General features: G+C 42.0%; 16 protein-coding genes. 6 read left to right on the forward strand and 10 right to left on the reverse strand.

The features are described 5' to 3' along the window. Positions 1 to 95: 95 nt before the first annotated feature. Together A7985_RS02625 and A7985_RS02630 are read right to left on the reverse strand one after the other, a co-directional pair. Positions 96 to 893 carry a CLCA_X family protein gene (locus A7985_RS02625; protein WP_065788872.1) on the reverse strand — a complete coding sequence of 266 codons (798 nt, stop codon included), beginning with the start codon at positions 891 to 893 and terminating at the stop codon, positions 96 to 98. Beyond that, positions 883 to 1,488, reverse strand: a complete 606-nt coding sequence (locus tag A7985_RS02630) for a tRNA-uridine aminocarboxypropyltransferase (protein WP_065788873.1) — start codon at positions 1,486 to 1,488, stop codon at positions 883 to 885. The genes A7985_RS02625 and A7985_RS02630 overlap by 11 nt, the downstream gene beginning before the upstream one ends. Positions 1,489 to 1,621: 133 nt before the next feature. Between A7985_RS02630 and A7985_RS02635 the strand changes: the two genes are divergently transcribed. Further along, positions 1,622 to 1,966: an Hpt domain-containing protein gene (locus A7985_RS02635; RefSeq protein ID WP_065788874.1), complete on the forward strand. Its 345-nt coding sequence runs from the start codon at positions 1,622 to 1,624 to the stop codon at positions 1,964 to 1,966. Positions 1,967 to 2,144: 178 nt separating this feature from the next. Beyond that, positions 2,145 to 3,359: a pyridoxal phosphate-dependent aminotransferase gene (locus A7985_RS02640; RefSeq protein ID WP_065788875.1), complete on the forward strand. Its 1,215-nt coding sequence runs from the start codon at positions 2,145 to 2,147 to the stop codon at positions 3,357 to 3,359. A gap of 39 nt (positions 3,360 to 3,398) precedes the next feature. Here A7985_RS02640 and A7985_RS02645 read toward each other — a convergent pair whose 3' ends face one another. The 7 genes from A7985_RS02645 to A7985_RS02675 all read right to left on the reverse strand — a co-directional run bounded on the left by A7985_RS02645 (position 3,399) and on the right by A7985_RS02675 (position 9,921). Continuing rightward, positions 3,399 to 4,082, reverse strand: coding sequence for a M15 family metallopeptidase (locus tag A7985_RS02645; protein WP_065788876.1), 684 nt, complete (start codon positions 4,080 to 4,082; stop codon positions 3,399 to 3,401). Further along, positions 4,082 to 5,233 carry a succinyl-diaminopimelate desuccinylase gene (gene dapE, locus A7985_RS02650; protein WP_065788877.1) on the reverse strand — a complete coding sequence of 384 codons (1,152 nt, stop codon included), beginning with the start codon at positions 5,231 to 5,233 and terminating at the stop codon, positions 4,082 to 4,084. Before dapE ends, A7985_RS02645 begins: the two co-directional genes overlap by 1 nt. Then, complete coding sequence (locus tag A7985_RS02655) at positions 5,230 to 5,577, reverse strand: ArsC family reductase (protein ID WP_065788878.1); 348 nt, start codon at positions 5,575 to 5,577, stop codon at positions 5,230 to 5,232. The genes dapE and A7985_RS02655 overlap by 4 nt, the downstream gene beginning before the upstream one ends. Next, positions 5,574 to 6,080: a PTS glucose transporter subunit IIA gene (locus A7985_RS02660; RefSeq protein WP_065788879.1), complete on the reverse strand. Its 507-nt coding sequence runs from the start codon at positions 6,078 to 6,080 to the stop codon at positions 5,574 to 5,576. The genes A7985_RS02655 and A7985_RS02660 overlap by 4 nt, the downstream gene beginning before the upstream one ends. Further along, the gene (locus A7985_RS02665) at positions 6,080 to 6,460 is read right to left on the reverse strand and encodes an ACT domain-containing protein (protein WP_065788880.1); all 381 of its coding nucleotides are present in this window, start codon (positions 6,458 to 6,460) and stop codon (positions 6,080 to 6,082) included. The genes A7985_RS02660 and A7985_RS02665 overlap by 1 nt, the downstream gene beginning before the upstream one ends. 114 nt (positions 6,461 to 6,574) lie before the next feature. Next, on the reverse strand, positions 6,575 to 8,719 hold the full coding sequence (gene pta / locus A7985_RS02670) for a phosphate acetyltransferase (protein WP_065788881.1): 2,145 nt from the start codon (positions 8,717 to 8,719) through the stop codon (positions 6,575 to 6,577). 2 nt (positions 8,720 to 8,721) lie between these two features. Continuing rightward, on the reverse strand, positions 8,722 to 9,921 hold the full coding sequence (locus A7985_RS02675) for an acetate kinase (RefSeq protein ID WP_065788882.1): 1,200 nt from the start codon (positions 9,919 to 9,921) through the stop codon (positions 8,722 to 8,724). A 152-nt stretch (positions 9,922 to 10,073) separates the two neighbouring features. Between A7985_RS02675 and yfbV the strand changes: the two genes are divergently transcribed. Next, positions 10,074 to 10,520, forward strand: a complete 447-nt coding sequence (yfbV, locus tag A7985_RS02680; protein WP_065788883.1) for a terminus macrodomain insulation protein YfbV — start codon at positions 10,074 to 10,076, stop codon at positions 10,518 to 10,520. 68 nt (positions 10,521 to 10,588) lie between these two features. Here the strand turns inward: yfbV and A7985_RS02685 are convergent, their stop codons facing one another. Next, a complete protein-coding gene (locus A7985_RS02685; RefSeq protein WP_065788884.1) occupies positions 10,589 to 11,200 on the reverse strand; it encodes a PKD domain-containing protein in 612 nt (203 codons plus the stop codon). 284 nt (positions 11,201 to 11,484) lie between these two features. Between A7985_RS02685 and A7985_RS02690 the strand changes: the two genes are divergently transcribed. The 3 genes from A7985_RS02690 (at position 11,485) to A7985_RS02700 (ending at position 16,040) form a co-directional block, all read left to right on the forward strand. After that, a complete protein-coding gene (locus A7985_RS02690) occupies positions 11,485 to 12,129 on the forward strand; it encodes a hypothetical protein (protein ID WP_065788885.1) in 645 nt (214 codons plus the stop codon). 53 nt (positions 12,130 to 12,182) lie between these two features. Further along, the gene (locus tag A7985_RS02695) at positions 12,183 to 13,892 is read left to right on the forward strand and encodes a hypothetical protein (RefSeq protein WP_065788886.1); all 1,710 of its coding nucleotides are present in this window, start codon (positions 12,183 to 12,185) and stop codon (positions 13,890 to 13,892) included. Positions 13,893 to 13,973: 81 nt separating this feature from the next. After that, positions 13,974 to 16,040, forward strand: coding sequence for a DUF1566 domain-containing protein (locus A7985_RS02700; protein ID WP_176716673.1), 2,067 nt, complete (start codon positions 13,974 to 13,976; stop codon positions 16,038 to 16,040). The last annotated feature ends 1 nt before the right edge of the window (position 16,041 follow it).

The raw sequence follows: 16,041 nt of genomic DNA on the forward strand, positions 1-16,041 counted from the left end.
AAGCGCATAAGTACGCGCTATGTATATATATTATATGAAAAGATTTACGTTGTAATGAGGTAATTTATTATGACAATTATTATAGTTGAATATGTTTAAACTTGGTGAGTGTCCTGAAGATGCAAAATGTCACCGAGAGTTTTAAAATAATCAAAGACTTTTACTGCAAGCGTATCACGCTCATCTGACAACAAAAAGCCACCAGCCATTTCCAATTTTGATTTCTTCACATCAGAAACGAGGAATTCGTTTTCAATTTCGCTCTGATAAGCCACTATACACTCAAAAGCACGGGCGGTTAACTCTTCTGGAAGGCTGTAATACATCTTGCCAAGCTGCTTATCTAAATTAGTAGCGCGCCTAAAAAATGTACTTGGATGATTCGTGTCTTCACTCAACAGTACTGCTTTGTATATTGTGTCTAACTTTTGATTGAGAGGGTGTGCGACATTGGGTGTATCTCTTAACCACACAGACGATGCAAAATCCGAAGGGGTGCAAGATTTGAACAAATGTTTGCAAATATAATGGTCAAATGCATGCCACCACTCATGTGCAAGCGCGCCACCGCCTGCATTTTTAGCCAAAGCGAGTGTTCTACGACCAGGCTCATAATGTGCCTGCACCCCTTTTTGGCCTCCACTACCAAAAGCTAAATTTAACGTCTGTCTTAGGCCAATTGCGTGAGGTGGCAAAGATAAAACTTGGGCAAGATCCGCCAACGCATCATATATTAAATTGGCTGCGGTGTGTCGCTCCTGCTTCGTTACCCAGTTACCAATTATGATGGTCTTAAAGCCGAAAGTTGTTTTTATTTCATCAAAACAGACCTGATCTCCAAATCTGTAATCAGGACCTATTCGTCTGAACTGTCGAGTAAGCCTAGTTGTCATTGTCGAAATATCGTTCTCTTACATGTGGCGGCATAAATTTAGTTTGCTCGCTAATCATACCTTGAAGTAATTTATACAGTGGTTGTGGGTCCATCGATTCATATACCTTTAAAAAATATGCACATGCTTCTAAGGTCGACAAGCTATATTTCTGCTCCGCTTTTCTAATCGTGTATTGATTTTCGGGGATTTTGCTAAAAGAGATTTGTGGTAGTTCGTCGAGCCATGGGTTTAACATAGCTAGCTTGTGCGCTTTTTTCCAAGTGCCATCGAGTACAAACAAGTAATCTATAAGCGTTTGTTCAGAGTTAATTTTTTCAACGTCCTGTGACCGTTCGCCCGGATATAAAAGCGCACAATGATTTCGCTTGGCAATAGATTGTGCCTCTTGAAAATGTTCAGGCTTCTCACCGACGAAAACGTGTATGTTTTCAAGTTGTAGGTTGAGCAGTCTAACTGTGTTTTTTGCCGTTGAGACTTCTGTTGGGTGCTGTAAAACGACAATATGCGTTTTATTGTCGATTACTTCAGATATGTGGGCACATACACAAGTTTTTACAGAAAAGTGGCAAATTTTGCAGGTACTTCTTTTCATAGAGGGCCAGTGCGAGTTAAAGTGCTTGGTATATTAACATAAATTTGTGGTTAACTTTGCCCTTGTGACTACTCTTAGCTAGCATATAGTAAAGAAAGGGTGTGTAAGGGTTCCACTACGGTAAAGGATTTTTATGAGCGCGATAATTGACGAAACCTGCTTGGAGAACATGCAGTCTCTATTGGGAGATCAGTTTAATGATACATTAGAGTTCTGTTTGACGGAATTTGAGCGACTAGAGAACGAAGTTAAGATGACAATTAATTCGGACTTAGAAGCCGCAACAAGGAATGCACATAGCTTGAAATCGAATGCAGCACAGTTTGGTGCAATGAGCTTATCTGACGTTGCAAGAGAAATCGAAATGGCATTGCTAGCAAATGAAGTTGAAAGGGCAAAGGCTGAGATTGATAATTTAAGTGAGCAGGTGGTTGCTTCAAAGTCAAAGTTACAACACTGGCTGACATCAAGCGTTTAACTCTTTAACCTGTGTCTTATATGCTTTAGACCAAATTCAAGGCCAAGGTCCTCAAGGGGTTTGGCCATTGTCTCATTCATATTAAAAATCACTATATTTCCTCTAATTAAGGCTTCTTTGACGCTTTTAAATTCTTTTTGTTATGGGTATGCTAGCCAAGGAATGGGGGAGATAAGCAATGAATAAAATAAATAAAAGTAATAAATTAACGGGAGTATGTTACGACATACGAGGGCCTGTATTGAGTCAAGCCCAAAAAATGGAAGATGAGGGTGTAAAAGTACTTAAACTTAATATTGGCAATCCTGCTGCATTTGGCTTTGATATGCCAGAAGATATGCATCGAGATATAATTCGAAATCTTCGTCAAGGGCAGGGGTACTGTGACTCCAAAGGACTATATTCTGCACGGGTCGCGGTATATCAATATTATCAACAGAAAGATTTCCCCAATTTAAATGTAGATAACATTTTCATAGGCAATGGCGTCAGTGAATTAATCCAAATGGTGACTCAAGCTTTGCTCAATGATGGGGATGAAGTTTTAATTCCAGCACCTGATTACCCACTATGGACTGCGTCAGTCAGGTTATCGGGAGGGGTACCAGTACATTACATGTGTGATGAATGTGCTGATTGGTTTCCTGATTTGGCAGATATTCGTGAAAAAGTAACGAGTAAAACTAAGGCGCTGGTTCTTATCAATCCAAATAACCCGACAGGTTCAGTATACAGCAAAGAATTGCTGGAAGGCTTAATCGATATAGCACGAGAGCACAACTTACTGATATTAAGCGATGAAATTTATGAAAAAATACTCTTCGATGATGCGGAGCACTTTTCAATAGGCTCATTGTGTGACGATTTACCCGTGATCACTTTTAATGGGTTGGCAAAAACTTATCGAGCTGCTGGACTGCGTATGGGGTGGATGGTTGCAAGTGGTAAGGTTTCGGCAATGCGTGATTTACTCGAAGGACTGAATATGTTGGCTTCAATGCGATTGTGCGCCAACGTACCAGCACAGTTTGCAATTCAACAAGCTTTAGGAGGTGTGCAATCTATTGATGACTTGCTGCTTCCGGGAGGGCGTTTGTACGAGCAAAGAAACATTGCATGGCAAGGGTTGAATGATATTCAAGGAATTTCTTGTGTGAAGCCTAAAGGTGCGCTGTATGCTTTTGCCAAATTCGACACAAAGCACTTCAATGTTAAGAATGATGAATTAATGATGCTGGATTTATTACGAGAAGAGAAAATTCTACTCGTACATGGCCGTGCGTTTAATTGGCCTTCACCAGATCATTTCCGACTTGTATTTTTACCGCATAAAGATGATTTAGAGCCTGCACTTCAGTCGATGAAACGGTTTTTTGATAATTACAGACAATAAAATGCTGTGAATATGCCCCGAGACAAGGGGCATATTTGATTAGGTAAGAGGTGTGTCAGCGATATTGATTATAAAGCGCTGATATAGCTCCTCTATGTTGCTCACAATGACTTCTTTTCCCAGTACATCATGTTGTGAAATAACTTCACAAATCACAGCGACATCAACACGCTGAGCCATTTCTTGTGCATAGTTTATGTGGCTAATATGCCAAGGCTCGCATGCTACACCACCTCTAAATTGATCATAGGGTCGATAAAAACCAAACTCGCACATCGCATTGCCAAGCCATGTCGAAAATTCGTGAAATGGCCCATTGTGCTCGTACTCCCAAGGCTCGAGTTGCAAAGAGCTTCCTGCCGCCAAGCAGTTTGTCGCGTATACATCTAGGTCAGTACCGAAATGGTGTCGGCTAGCCCCCGGTAATGCTGAGTAAAGCATGATAGCTTCAACAATGGCCTTGTCGCATAGTCCGGCAGTTTCAATAACCTGACTATCATGATCCAAAATAGGTTTTAGACCACTGTATTTGGCGTTCCATATTGCTTTTTGGCGATGGAAATCTCGATGAGCTGAGGCGATTGCAAAGTCAAAGCCTGCCGACTTTGCTGCTTGACGCAAGCCGTTAAGATCTGACTCTATGCCTTGATGCACAAGCCTGCCATTGAATGTGGTTAGATGTGAATCTGATAGCCCTAGAGCCTGAAGTTGCAGATCGGTCATTAGTCTTTGGCCAATAGTTTCTCTAGAATACGCTCATAAATTAAAGCTAAATCATCAAGAGACTTGGCGCAAACTTGCTCATCAACTTGGTGGATCGTTTTATTGATCGGTCCAAGCTCTATGACTTTACAGCCGGTTTGAGCGATAAACCGACCATCCGATGTACCACCTGAAGTCTCGGGTGTAGCATTCACACCAGTAATTTCTTTAATCGACTCAAGCGTTACGTTCAATAGCGCTCCAGGTTCAGTCAAAAATGGTAAGCCATTGACTGTCCAGTTTAAACTAAAGTCTAAGTTATGGGCGTTTAAAATGTCTATCACACCTTGTTGAAGCTCTTCAACACTAGACTCTGTACTAAATCTAAAATTGAACTGTATATCCACAGAGCCCGGGATCACATTTCCAACACCGGTTCCGCCATGAATATTAGAGATTTGAAAGCTGGTAGCGGGAAAGTAAGCATTTCCATTGTCCCATTGTCTTGAGCTCAGCTCTGCAAGTGCAGGGGCCACTTCGTGAATAGGGTTTCTTGCAAGATGAGGGTACGCTACGTGGCCTTGAATGCCTTTAACCTTCAAATGCCCCGTTAATGAACCTCTGCGGCCATTTTTAACCACATCGCCCAGCGTATCTCTTGAAGATGGTTCACCGACTAAGCACATATCGATTTTTTCGTTTCGTGCTTCAAGCAGGTCAACAACTTTAGTGGTCCCGTTAATAAAAGGACCTTCTTCATCAGACGTAATTAAAAAACTAATTGAACCTGCATGACCTGGGTGTTTGTTGACAAATCGCTCGGTTGCAACAACCATCGCTGCAAGCGACCCTTTCATATCGGCTGCACCTCTCCCATGCAAGATGCCGTCTTCAACTAGCCCCGCAAATGGTGGGTGACGCCAATCTTTTTCATTGCCAACTGGCACGACATCTGTGTGCCCTGCAAAACAAAAGTGAGGTCCTTCAGTCCCTTTTCTAGCCCAAGTATTTAGGGTATCAATAAAGAAATGTTCCTCAATATTGAAGCCAAGCTTTTCCAATCGCGCATTAATTAAATGTTGGCAACCTGCGTCTTCGGGTGTAACAGAAGGGCGTTGAATAAGTGCCGATGCCAGCTCGACCACTTCACTTAAAGGGGTCGATTGACTCATTTAAATATCTCTTGATACTGATCTGCTTTAAAGCCGATATGCAGGTTTGAATCTACATCTAATATTGGGCGCTTGATCATAGCAGGAGAATCAAGCATATGTTGTTTGGCGGTGGTTTCATTCAGATTTTGTTTTTGCTCATCACTTAAAGCGCGATAAGTTGTCCCGCGCTTGTTTAGAACGGTTTCCCAGCCAAGCTTTTCAATGAATGCATCCAGCATTTGCGCAGTTAAACCATCTTTACGGTAGTCGTGAAATGTATATTCAATATCGTTTTGCTGAAGAAATTTCTTTGCTTTTTTGATCGTATCACAGTTTGGAATACCGTATAAAACTATACTCATAATTTACATGCTCTTGCTAATGTTATTAGCGGATCTTTGCCCGCATTGACTTGATTGAGAGGATAATAACACGGCCCCAATTTGTCCGCATTGAGAATTATCAACGAGCCAAGGATTGGTTTGTCTTGAGGCACATCGTAGTAACAAAGCACATCGCCAGCAGAAACCGACTTTTTGCCGACACTGTGCTGCAATAGGTTTTCCATTTTTTTATATTCAGACGGAATTTGCAGATGAACAAGAAGTTGCAGCCCGGACTCTGCCCGAATAACATATTCACAGCCTTGTTGTGTTGTCCTAATGACCTTGCCTTTACACGGAGCTAGCATAAGTGCTTGATTGGTTTTTACCATGACACCAATGCCCAATACTCCAGTTGAAAATAACTGCACTGGATGGTGATTTAAAGGCAATACCTTGCCCGAAAAAGGGCTGGCAATATGTAGTAATGGATTCGCAATTTGCGTTATCGGCGCGTACTTGATTGGTGTTGAAAATATCATTAAACGAAAAGGTAACCGTCTTTCTTGAGTGCTTGAATAGCGTTAGTCAATTGCTGCTCTTTTACCAGTATGTAGTCAGTATCGTAGGTTGAAATTGAAAATATAGAAACGTTTGCTGCCGCTAAAACCCCAGAGATATTTGACATAATCCCTGTTAGGGAAAAGCCAAGGGGCCCGATAATTTCGATAGCGCGCCAATAGGGCTCAGCTGCAAAACTTTGTACTGAAACATGCGATGGGCATACAATTGATAATTCTTCGGCTGTTTTTGCGATAAAGAAGATGTCTGAGTTTAGCACACAAGCAGGAATACCCGCGTCGCTATCTAAACTATGGATAGTAAAGTCTTGTTGTAGTATTTGTAGCGTTTGTTTTGACATACTTGCGCTCTAACAGCATCGACTTATTCATAGTATAGGCAAGCATGATGAAAAGAAACCCTTTTGTGAAGAGAGAAGATAATTCTTCTCTCTTCAGCAAGTTACAATAGGCGTCTAAGGGCGTTGAGCCGCTTGAATCGCCGTAAGTGCAATTGTATAAACGATATCATCAACCAAAGCACCACGGCTAAGATCGTTAACTGGTTTACGCATGCCTTGAAGCATTGGCCCGATACTGATGAGTTCAGCACTTCGCTGAACTGCTTTGTAAGTCGTATTACCTGTATTTAAATCAGGGAAAACAAAGACCGTTGCTTTACCAGCTACCTTACTGTTTGGCGCTTTTTTCCGTGCGACATTTTCCATGATAGCGGCGTCGTACTGTAAAGGGCCATCGATATCTAAGTCTGGACGTTTTTGTTGAGCCAACTTAGTTGCTTCCCTCACTTTATCGACGTCCGCGCCTTGCCCTGATGTACCGGTGCTATAGCTGATCATGGCAACCTTAGGTTCAATGCCAAATGCTGCGGCTGAGTCAGCTGATTGAATGGCGATGTCAGCAAGTTGCTCAGCTGATGGATCTGGGTTGATTGCACAGTCTCCATAGACAAGCACTTGATCGGGTAGCAGCATAAAGAACACTGAGCTAACCAAAGATGAATCAGGTGCAGTTTTAATCAGCTGAAGAGGCGGTCGAATGGTGTTGGCTGTCGTATTCACTGCGCCAGAAACCAGCCCGTCGACCTCGCTTTCGGCTAACATCATCGTGCCCAGCACGACGTTGTCTTGAAGTTGTTCGGCAGCAACAACTTCTGTCAGTCCTTTATTTTTACGTAGCTCTACCATTGGCGCGATGTATCTATCAATCGCTTGGCTCGGGTCCAGTATTGTTACATTCTCATTTAAAACAACACCTTGCTGCGCTGCAATTCGTTGGATCTCTTCGTGCTCTCCTAAAAGCACGGTTTTGGCTATACCGCGTTCACCACAAATGGCTGCTGCCTTGATTGTCCTAGGTTCATTACCCTCAGGTAAAACAATGGTTTTATCAGCGCGTCTAGCCAAGTCAGTAAGCATATATCTGAAAGCAGGTGGAGATAGCTTTCTGGTGCGAGCAACTCCTTGAGATAGGCTGTCTAGCCAGTCAGGGTCAATATGATCTGCATTGTGTTGCTTTACTTTATCGATACGTTGCTCATCATCTGCCGGTACTTCCATATTGAAGTTATGCAGCAGTAATGAGGTTCTCCATGTATCGGCTTCAGTCGCGAGAATAGGTAAACCTGTATTCATGGCTTGTTCGCATAATTCCATGATGCGAGGTTCAGGCTTAAACCCACCAGTGAGTAGAATAGCGCCTAGCTTGGTACCATTCATTGCAGATAAGCAAGCTGCAACTAAAATGTCCGAGCGATCTCCGGGCGTGACGAGTAACGCGCCAGGCGTAAAATGGTTTAGGATATTTGATACCGTTCGAGCACAAAATGTCACTCGGCGTAAGCGACGGTGTGCCATGTCACCTTCATTAATGACTTCAGCTTGCATATACTCGCTGAGATCTCTAACTCGCGGTGCAACTAGATCAAAATCCCAAGGTATCGTGCCTAACAGCATAAAAGGGTGTTTACGGAAAATAGGCAACGACGCCAAACGGTTCATTTCATTTTCTAACTGCTCAGGCTCATGCTGATCAACAAGATCGGCTCTGGCTCGGCCATCTTCATCTAAAGGCGCATTAACCTTATTGAAAATGCAACCAAGTACTCTAGCGTGGTCTATTCCGCCATAGTTGCCGGAGGCAATCTCCAATCTATCTTCTAATTGGTCATTGCTGTCGTTACCTGGCGTTAAAACAAACACAATGTCAGCACCCAAAGTCTGAGCGATTTCTCTGTTAACCCGACCAGCGTAAGGCTGTTTTCTCGTGGGTACCATTCCCTCTATGATTGCGACTTCATCATCTTGAACCGAACCTTCAAAGCGTTCCACAATTTCTTCAAGGAGATCGTCGCCTTTGCCATCCCCAATCATTTGCTCGGCATAATGCAACTCAAATGGTGTTGGTGGCTCGATAGACGAACCTTGCTTGATGATCAGTGAAGACTTCTCAGGACCGACATCTGCATTTCTTGGCTGTGCAATAGGCTTAAAGAAGTTAACTTTAACGCCTTTTTGTTCCAGCGCACGAACAAGCCCGACAGAAACAGAAGTTAAACCAACTCCAGTTGAAATCGGAATAAGCATAATTCTACGGCTCATAACTATTGCTCCTGTGCAAGCTTGGCAGCGTCTTGAGCAATAACGAGCTCTTCGTTGGTAGGAATAACCAGTGCTTTTGGATATGACCCTTGTTCTGTAATAACGCCTTCGTTGCCAAAGCGAGCCGCTAAGTTCTGTTCGTTGCTAAGCTTGAAGCCCAAGAAACTAAGCTGCGTGAGTACTTTTTCACGAATAACATCTGAGTTTTCGCCAATACCACCTGTGAATACAATGGCATCTATCCCGCTTAAAGGTACAGCGAAGCTGGCGATTTGTTTAGCTAATCTAAAGCAGAAAATATCTAAAGCAAGTTGAGCTTGAGCGTGTCCGTCAGCGGCGCTTTCTTCTATCGTTCGACAGTCATTCGACAGCTCACTAATTCCCAACAGCCCACTTTCTTTGTTCAATAAATCATCTATTTGAGAAGCGGTATAGCCCAACTGGTTAACTAGAAAAGCAAATAAGCCCGGGTCGATATCACCACTTCTAGTGCCCATTACCAGACCTTCGAGTGGCGTTAAGCCCATGCTAGTGTCAACAGATTTACCATCTTTTACAGCACAAACTGAGCAACCGTTACCAAGGTGAGCGGTGACTATTTTTGAGTTTTTATCCGTCAGGCCTAAACGATCGATTGCTTGCGCCGATACGTAATAGTGGCTGGTACCATGAAACCCGTAACGACGAACTCTGTTTTTGCGGTACAGCTCGTATGGAAGGGCATACAAGAAGGCATGAGGTTCCATAGTCTGGTGGAAAGCTGTATCAAAAACAGCAACTTGGGGCAACGTAGCAAAAGCATCACTTGCAGCTTCAATACCCAACAAGTTAGCAGGGTTGTGCAAAGGAGCGAGTGTAGCAGTTTGTTTTATCGCTTCTAAAACAGAGTCAGTTATAAGTGCAGAGTGCGTGAAATGCTCGCCGCCATGAACAACACGGTGTCCCACAGCGACAAGTTGTTGATCTAGTTTGAGTGTTTTTACCAACTCAACAAGTTTTTTGATAGCGACTTCGTGTGCGTCGCCATTGGCTAAGGCAACTACATGCTTTTCACCGTTAAATTTATATTTTATTTGGGGTGAGGGTTCACCTAGGCGCTCGGCTAACCCAGATAAATGCTCTTGTGCAGAGTTAGAGTCAATGATTGCGAATTTGAGGCTAGAGCTGCCACAATTGAGGACCAAAACATGCGACGATGACATAATGACTTTCCGTTTTGACAATAAGAGTAGTTGCGTATTAAGCTAAATGAAGTAGTTAAATCGGCATTATGCTTAATACTAAGGTATAATTGACTTGTATGACTGCAATTTTACCTTATTTTTTAGATAAAAGTTAGCACCTAGGAGTTATGATGCAGAAAAGTCTTATTTCACAAGTGCAACTGGGTCGTCAATACGCCAAAGAGTGGCCAATGCGTAAAGAGTTAGCGCCTTTGTTTCCTGAATTTAGGGTTATTAAAGCAACTGAATTGGCACTTCAAACAATGCCTGTTCTTGCGCTATTCACCGTGTTTTTACAGACCAGTCAACTAGGGATGGACTATTTACCTCAATCTATTGCGATTGCGCTGTTTTTTTTAACTTTGCCTGTTCAAGGGTTATTATGGTTGGGTAAACGCTGTGAGACTTCATTAAATCCAGCTTTATCAAGTTGGTACAGAGATTTATACCAAAAAATGGTGGCTAATGGTTATGAAGGCTCCATTTGCGCAAGAAAGCCGACATATCGGGAGCTTGCTAAGTTACTCAGTGATATGTTTGAAAAAATGGACAAAGCGTTTACTAAAGAAAACCTTTGATGGTTATCTGGTAAATACGGTGCGCCGTACTTTCAATCGGCGCGCCAAATGTCGCGCCCAAAATAGCGTTATTTGACTGAAACTCGAATTCTCAAAAGTCCTATCAGTAACAAGTTTATCCAAAAAAATGAACCTCCAGAGCTCCCCTCATCTTGTTTCGGAGGCGTTGTTTTATCCGGCTCTTGTGCAGCTAAAACATTAATCGTAATGTTCTGCTCCGAAATGGGGCGATCTTTGAAATAAGCGGTCAGTGCAATTTGCGTGTCGCCGCTATCTTGAAATACCACCTCAGAACTTTTTCCCATTACTACTTTGTTATTAGGAAAAGTCCATTTGTAATCTAGATTAAGATCGTAAGTTGAATTTAAGTTCACCGATATATGCGTACTTTTTCCTTGCTCTATTTGTTCAGGAAGATTGAGTGTGAGTGACTTTATCGCAGGCGTTACAGCGTCAACTTCATACTGTTTACTATAACTTAAACTTTTATCTGCAAAGGCTTTTAGCGTAACGGTATAAAAATCAGGGGTTGCGTATTGGTGATTTGGGTTGTCTTCTGTACTGGTATTTCCATCACCAAAATCCCACTGATAAGTTAGATTTTCAGCAAGTGTGTATGGAGTGCATACGATTGTACCCAATAATACTAATCTAGTACAAAAGTTCCGTTTCATGGTCATTTTATATTCCTTAATTCCTTCTCTGATGTGCATGTTATCCGTAATTTTTGAGCTAGTCGACAACTTTTACACACAATTTTTACAAGGGTGTTTCACAGCAATTAAACAAAAATTAAGTTTATATTATTTTAATTGTGTAAATCAAAAGTGAAAAAAAGTGGATAAAAAGGTTGATCTGAGGTCGAAAGTAATGTTTATAATTTGTTAGGCAATTTACTCAAAAAATAACATATTAAATTTTTAATTCTCATAAATGATGTCTGGGATGATTCAAGGAGTGAGCGGTGAAAGTTAAATCATATGTGGTATCTGTTGTAGTAGTATCGTCTGTAATCACAGCATGGATTGGCTATGAAAATTATTATTCAGCCAGTAATAACAATTTAAAAAATGAGATTTCTAGGCTAAATGATGAACCATCTTTAGAAACGTCAAATGCAAAAACTGAAACGAACAGTGAACCAGAGGTGTCAGCAAAAGCTGGGCAACTTTTGCAAGCTGAGGTGTCAGATTTAGCTTCTGTGGATAGTGAAGCTTCTGTATTTGACTTTCCACTACGCCCGCTAGAAGAGTTGCATGATCTCAGAGAGCTAGAGAGAGAATATGACTTTATTCGAGAGCAGCTCGAAAAAAACCAAGCAGTTGAAATGATCAATCAAAGTAACTTGAGTGAGCAAGATATAGCGTCGCTTAAGCGTACTTATACCCACCTTAACAAAGTAATTAAGCGTATTGGTGAACTAGATCTCAAAAGGATTGAAGCCGAGTTTGATGAAAAGTATGGCGAAAATGCCTACGAAGAAGACTTGAACTATGTTCGCAGTACCGTCGCTGAAACATTAGAAAAAAGAAGAGAATCAAGGAAGGAATGGCAACGAGAAATCGATGCGATGACAAATGCAGTAAAAAATGAACATGAAGTTCAGTAAATCACTACATTGGGTCCAAGGACTCGCTTAATACTAATATAAGGATGAATACAGTGAAAAAATCTATTTTAGCACTGGCGGTTCTATCAATTCCAGCAACTTCAATGGCACTACCTAGCCTGCGTGAAGATTGCTCGTTTGGTAGTACAGTGAACACAGGTGGTGCAGATGTAATGTTTAGCCAAAATTGTAAAACGGCTTATGTTGCTCCACCTGATTTGGGGACGGCATCGCTTGGCGGATATGTGGAAACACAGGGTATTTCGTTTTGTAGTAACCTTGATTACGCTAAATCAGAGTTTGACTCTTCTCAGACTCGCTCTAAAGTTTGGCGTGAAAAAGCATTTCAACTTCAGCTAGATGGAGAACCTCTAGTTGATGCGAAAATTCAATCAAACGTTGAGCTTACAGCACTAAAAGCTCAGATTGATTACTGGCAATACGGCGTATTTAAGCAGTCATACGAAATGGCTTTACTTGAATACACAAACCGTTTCAGTGCGTACAGTGGCTGTTTAAGAGGCGGCGCTATGTCAGCGCAAGAATGTCTTGATGCACGTTATGCGACTGAAGATGCATATTACGAAGCAAAACGTATCTATGATGACTATCGTTCAGCCAATAATATCTCTTTGTACAAAATTGATCGTTTAGTTGCTGAGATTGATGGTCTTGAAGAGCAGATTTTTGAGATCGACGAGCGCGTTATGCGCTATGAAACTTATGCTGATAATATTGAGCAGCGCGCCAAAGAAAACTACATTGAATTAGCGACTATGTATGGTGCGAATACCAAAATCATCTATCAGCTTGATTATGATGCGCATGTTGAAAGCATTCGTCGCTTAAACACGAATATTCCACAGCTTACATCTTGGAGACCAATGCCATTGGTTGCGGCTGAGTTTGTTCTTAACATGAGCCCAGCATATGCGAGTACTGGTGATTCTGCATTGAACAACATCACGCCAATTCATAGCGTGACACTTCCTAGACAGCTTATAAGCTATAAGCCAAAAGGGTTTGATAACTTGTACGAAAACTACAACGGTGAAGAGAAATCTACCGAAGAAGGCGCGTACATGAATAACATCAATCCGAACGACGTTGATGCACTAGTATACGGTAGTTTCGGTTCTTCAAGCGCAAGTATTGCGACAAACCTTCACGGTGCTTGTAAGCTTAAGAATGATGGCGTAACGGAAAGTGAGCTTGCGGCTAAAATGGATACATATATTCAGCCTTCACTCCGTTTACAATGGTTGATCGAAGTACCATTTGGTTATGAAGCTAAATACAAAGCGCATAGCATCATCAGCCGTATGACTTCTAACAAGTCAAGTGGTTTCCTATTCTGGAAGAAACGTAAGAGCAGCTTCCATGAGTGGACTAAAAACACGCAAGACTTCGAAGTTAACTTCATCAACCCTCCTTTCAGCGAGTACTGGGATGAGGACATGAAAGCGACTGTTAAAGAAGCAATCATGCGCAGAATTGCATTCGGTGTAATGGACAGTGTTTATCCTCGTATCACTGCTGCACCTCTAAATGATGCAGAACACCAAGCGTGGTCAGACGCTGCAAAACAAGTTGGTTGTAGCTTCGGTCCTTGGGGTTGTGCGATTGGTTGGGTAGTCGGTACTCTGGACAATCGTCGTAACTACAGCAGATTTTATAGTGATAAGAGCCGCTTTTACACTGAGCGTTCTAACGAAATCACTTATATCCCGAAAGACAAGTACCTAACTTTCAAGGCTAACTAAGTCAATTCCCACCAAAATAGTAGAAGCTGCCGCGCAGCTTCTACTTATATTTCAGGTTTTAATAAGGAAAGTTCTATGTGTATGAAGCATTTATGGCTTCCGCTTGTGCTTGCTTTGGGTTTTCAAGTCCAAGCATTAGAAGTCCATGGGCCTAAATATATCCAGCCTGGTGAAGCAGTCATGTTCAACGTGGTTGACAGTGAAAAGTACCAGCAGATTGAATGGCAACAATCGTTTTTCAACGGCGAAATATATACGACAGGGGATAAGCAACAAACACTACAACTTGCTTTAAGTCCTGCGAGTGCAGATTCGTATATTTTTATACGTGCTTTTGGTGTTGACGGATGGAACTATGATATTGCTGATCTAGAAATTGAGGTCAAGCAGAATAAACCTCAACCAGTAGACGTAACGATACAAGGGCCAGCAAAACTAAGTAAGGGCCAATCAGCCGACTATACAATAATGGGATTACCAGCTGGCACACGTGTAGACTGGGTAATCGCAGATGAATTTGGCAATGACCGGGGCCTAAAGGTAACACCAAATGGCGATACGGTAACTTTAAAGGTTAATAAGCGCTACTCAGGGTCGGATGCATTATTGGTTAATGCGGTATACGTACAAAATGGGTGGCAGTACGTGCAAACGAAAAACGTCTCTCTCGGAGTTACTTTACCTCAACCGGAGCTATCGCTAGAGTTTGATACCGCTTATACGGCACTCATCAGTGGAGGGATTAAAGCTAAAGTCAGCAACCTTCCTGTTGATGCACAAATTAATTACAACTGGCGAGTCGTCACGCCGCCAATTGCGAGTTCAATTACATTACAAAATGAAACAACAAATAATGTAGCGCTATTGGCACAAAACCTAGAAGTTGCGTCAAAGGCAACACTTGCGGTCAAAGTAGAAATAACAACAAACGACCAACAAGCAGTATTAGAAAAAGAGTTTGATATCACTATTAAGCCTAATCTACCCCCGCAATTGTCACATCAGCTATCGACAGCAACATTATGGGATACAGAAAAAACCAAATTGATTGTTAATGTGTCTGAACCTGAACAAGAAATGTTTGATTTCAGGTTAGATAACTTGACTCCAGCGCTGGTGCAAGTCCAGAAAACAGCTGAAGGGGAGTTCGAGCTTACCGCGAGTTCTGACACAAACGATATGGCGAGCTTGAAACTAATCGCCGCCGACATACATGGCAATTCAAATGAGCAAGTCATAGAAATAAATATCAAACAATTGCCCGTAATTACTTTTGAACATGCAACGAAGCGTTATGCGAAAAGCAAAGTGCCACTGATAGCGAGCGTCAATGTACCGATGTCATTTATACGCAATATAACTTGGTACCAACGCCTTGGCAGTAATGTCACATTAGAAGATAGCACGACATTAGCGCCCAACTTTGTTGCTCAGGGGTCGCCTCAAGCGTATCAGTTTGAACTGGAATTGGATCTGGGTAACGGAGTATCGATTTCGCATGACACCCAACTGAATACCTTCCAACCTAAAGTTTTAAATGATACGGGAGACAAGAGGCTAATTGATGATGGCGACAATTGGTATAGCCAATCTTCTAACAGCGTACTGCAAGGTCTTGATGCGCAACACGGCAGAGATGCTGTATCGAACTTAATAAAGTTAGGCAGCGGACCTGATGGATTTGATTTCATATTTTTAAATGAACAAGGTCATTTTGTTGAGAACTTTGCGGCCGACGCGCATTGCCTACATGACAATGTCTCAGGACTGACATGGCTACTAAAATCTGCTGACGTGTTCCCGTTAGATCAAAAGCTACCTTTGGAAGATGCGAACTGCATGGGCTCTAATTGTTCAATTAATGCAGTTATTCAAGACTTAAATGCCAGAGGCCTCTGCGGTAAACAAGATTGGCAGTTGCCTAGCATTAACCAAGCTTTATCAGTGTTAAGCATTAACCAGACAAACTCGACACTTGCTTGGTTGAGTAACGATGAATTAGCAAACACACAAAGTGTACTGAACTTAAGAACATCAGCCACAAAAGATCAGAAATACTACACGCTTTTAATTTACGGCGAAGAACTCAATGGTACTTGGAAAAGTGTGGAAGAAAATGCGCAATTTTTACTGGTAGCGGAGCAATAAA

It is taken from the genome of Pseudoalteromonas luteoviolacea (genome assembly GCF_001696455.1).
GTDB lineage: Bacteria > Pseudomonadota > Gammaproteobacteria > Enterobacterales > Alteromonadaceae > Pseudoalteromonas > Pseudoalteromonas luteoviolacea_C.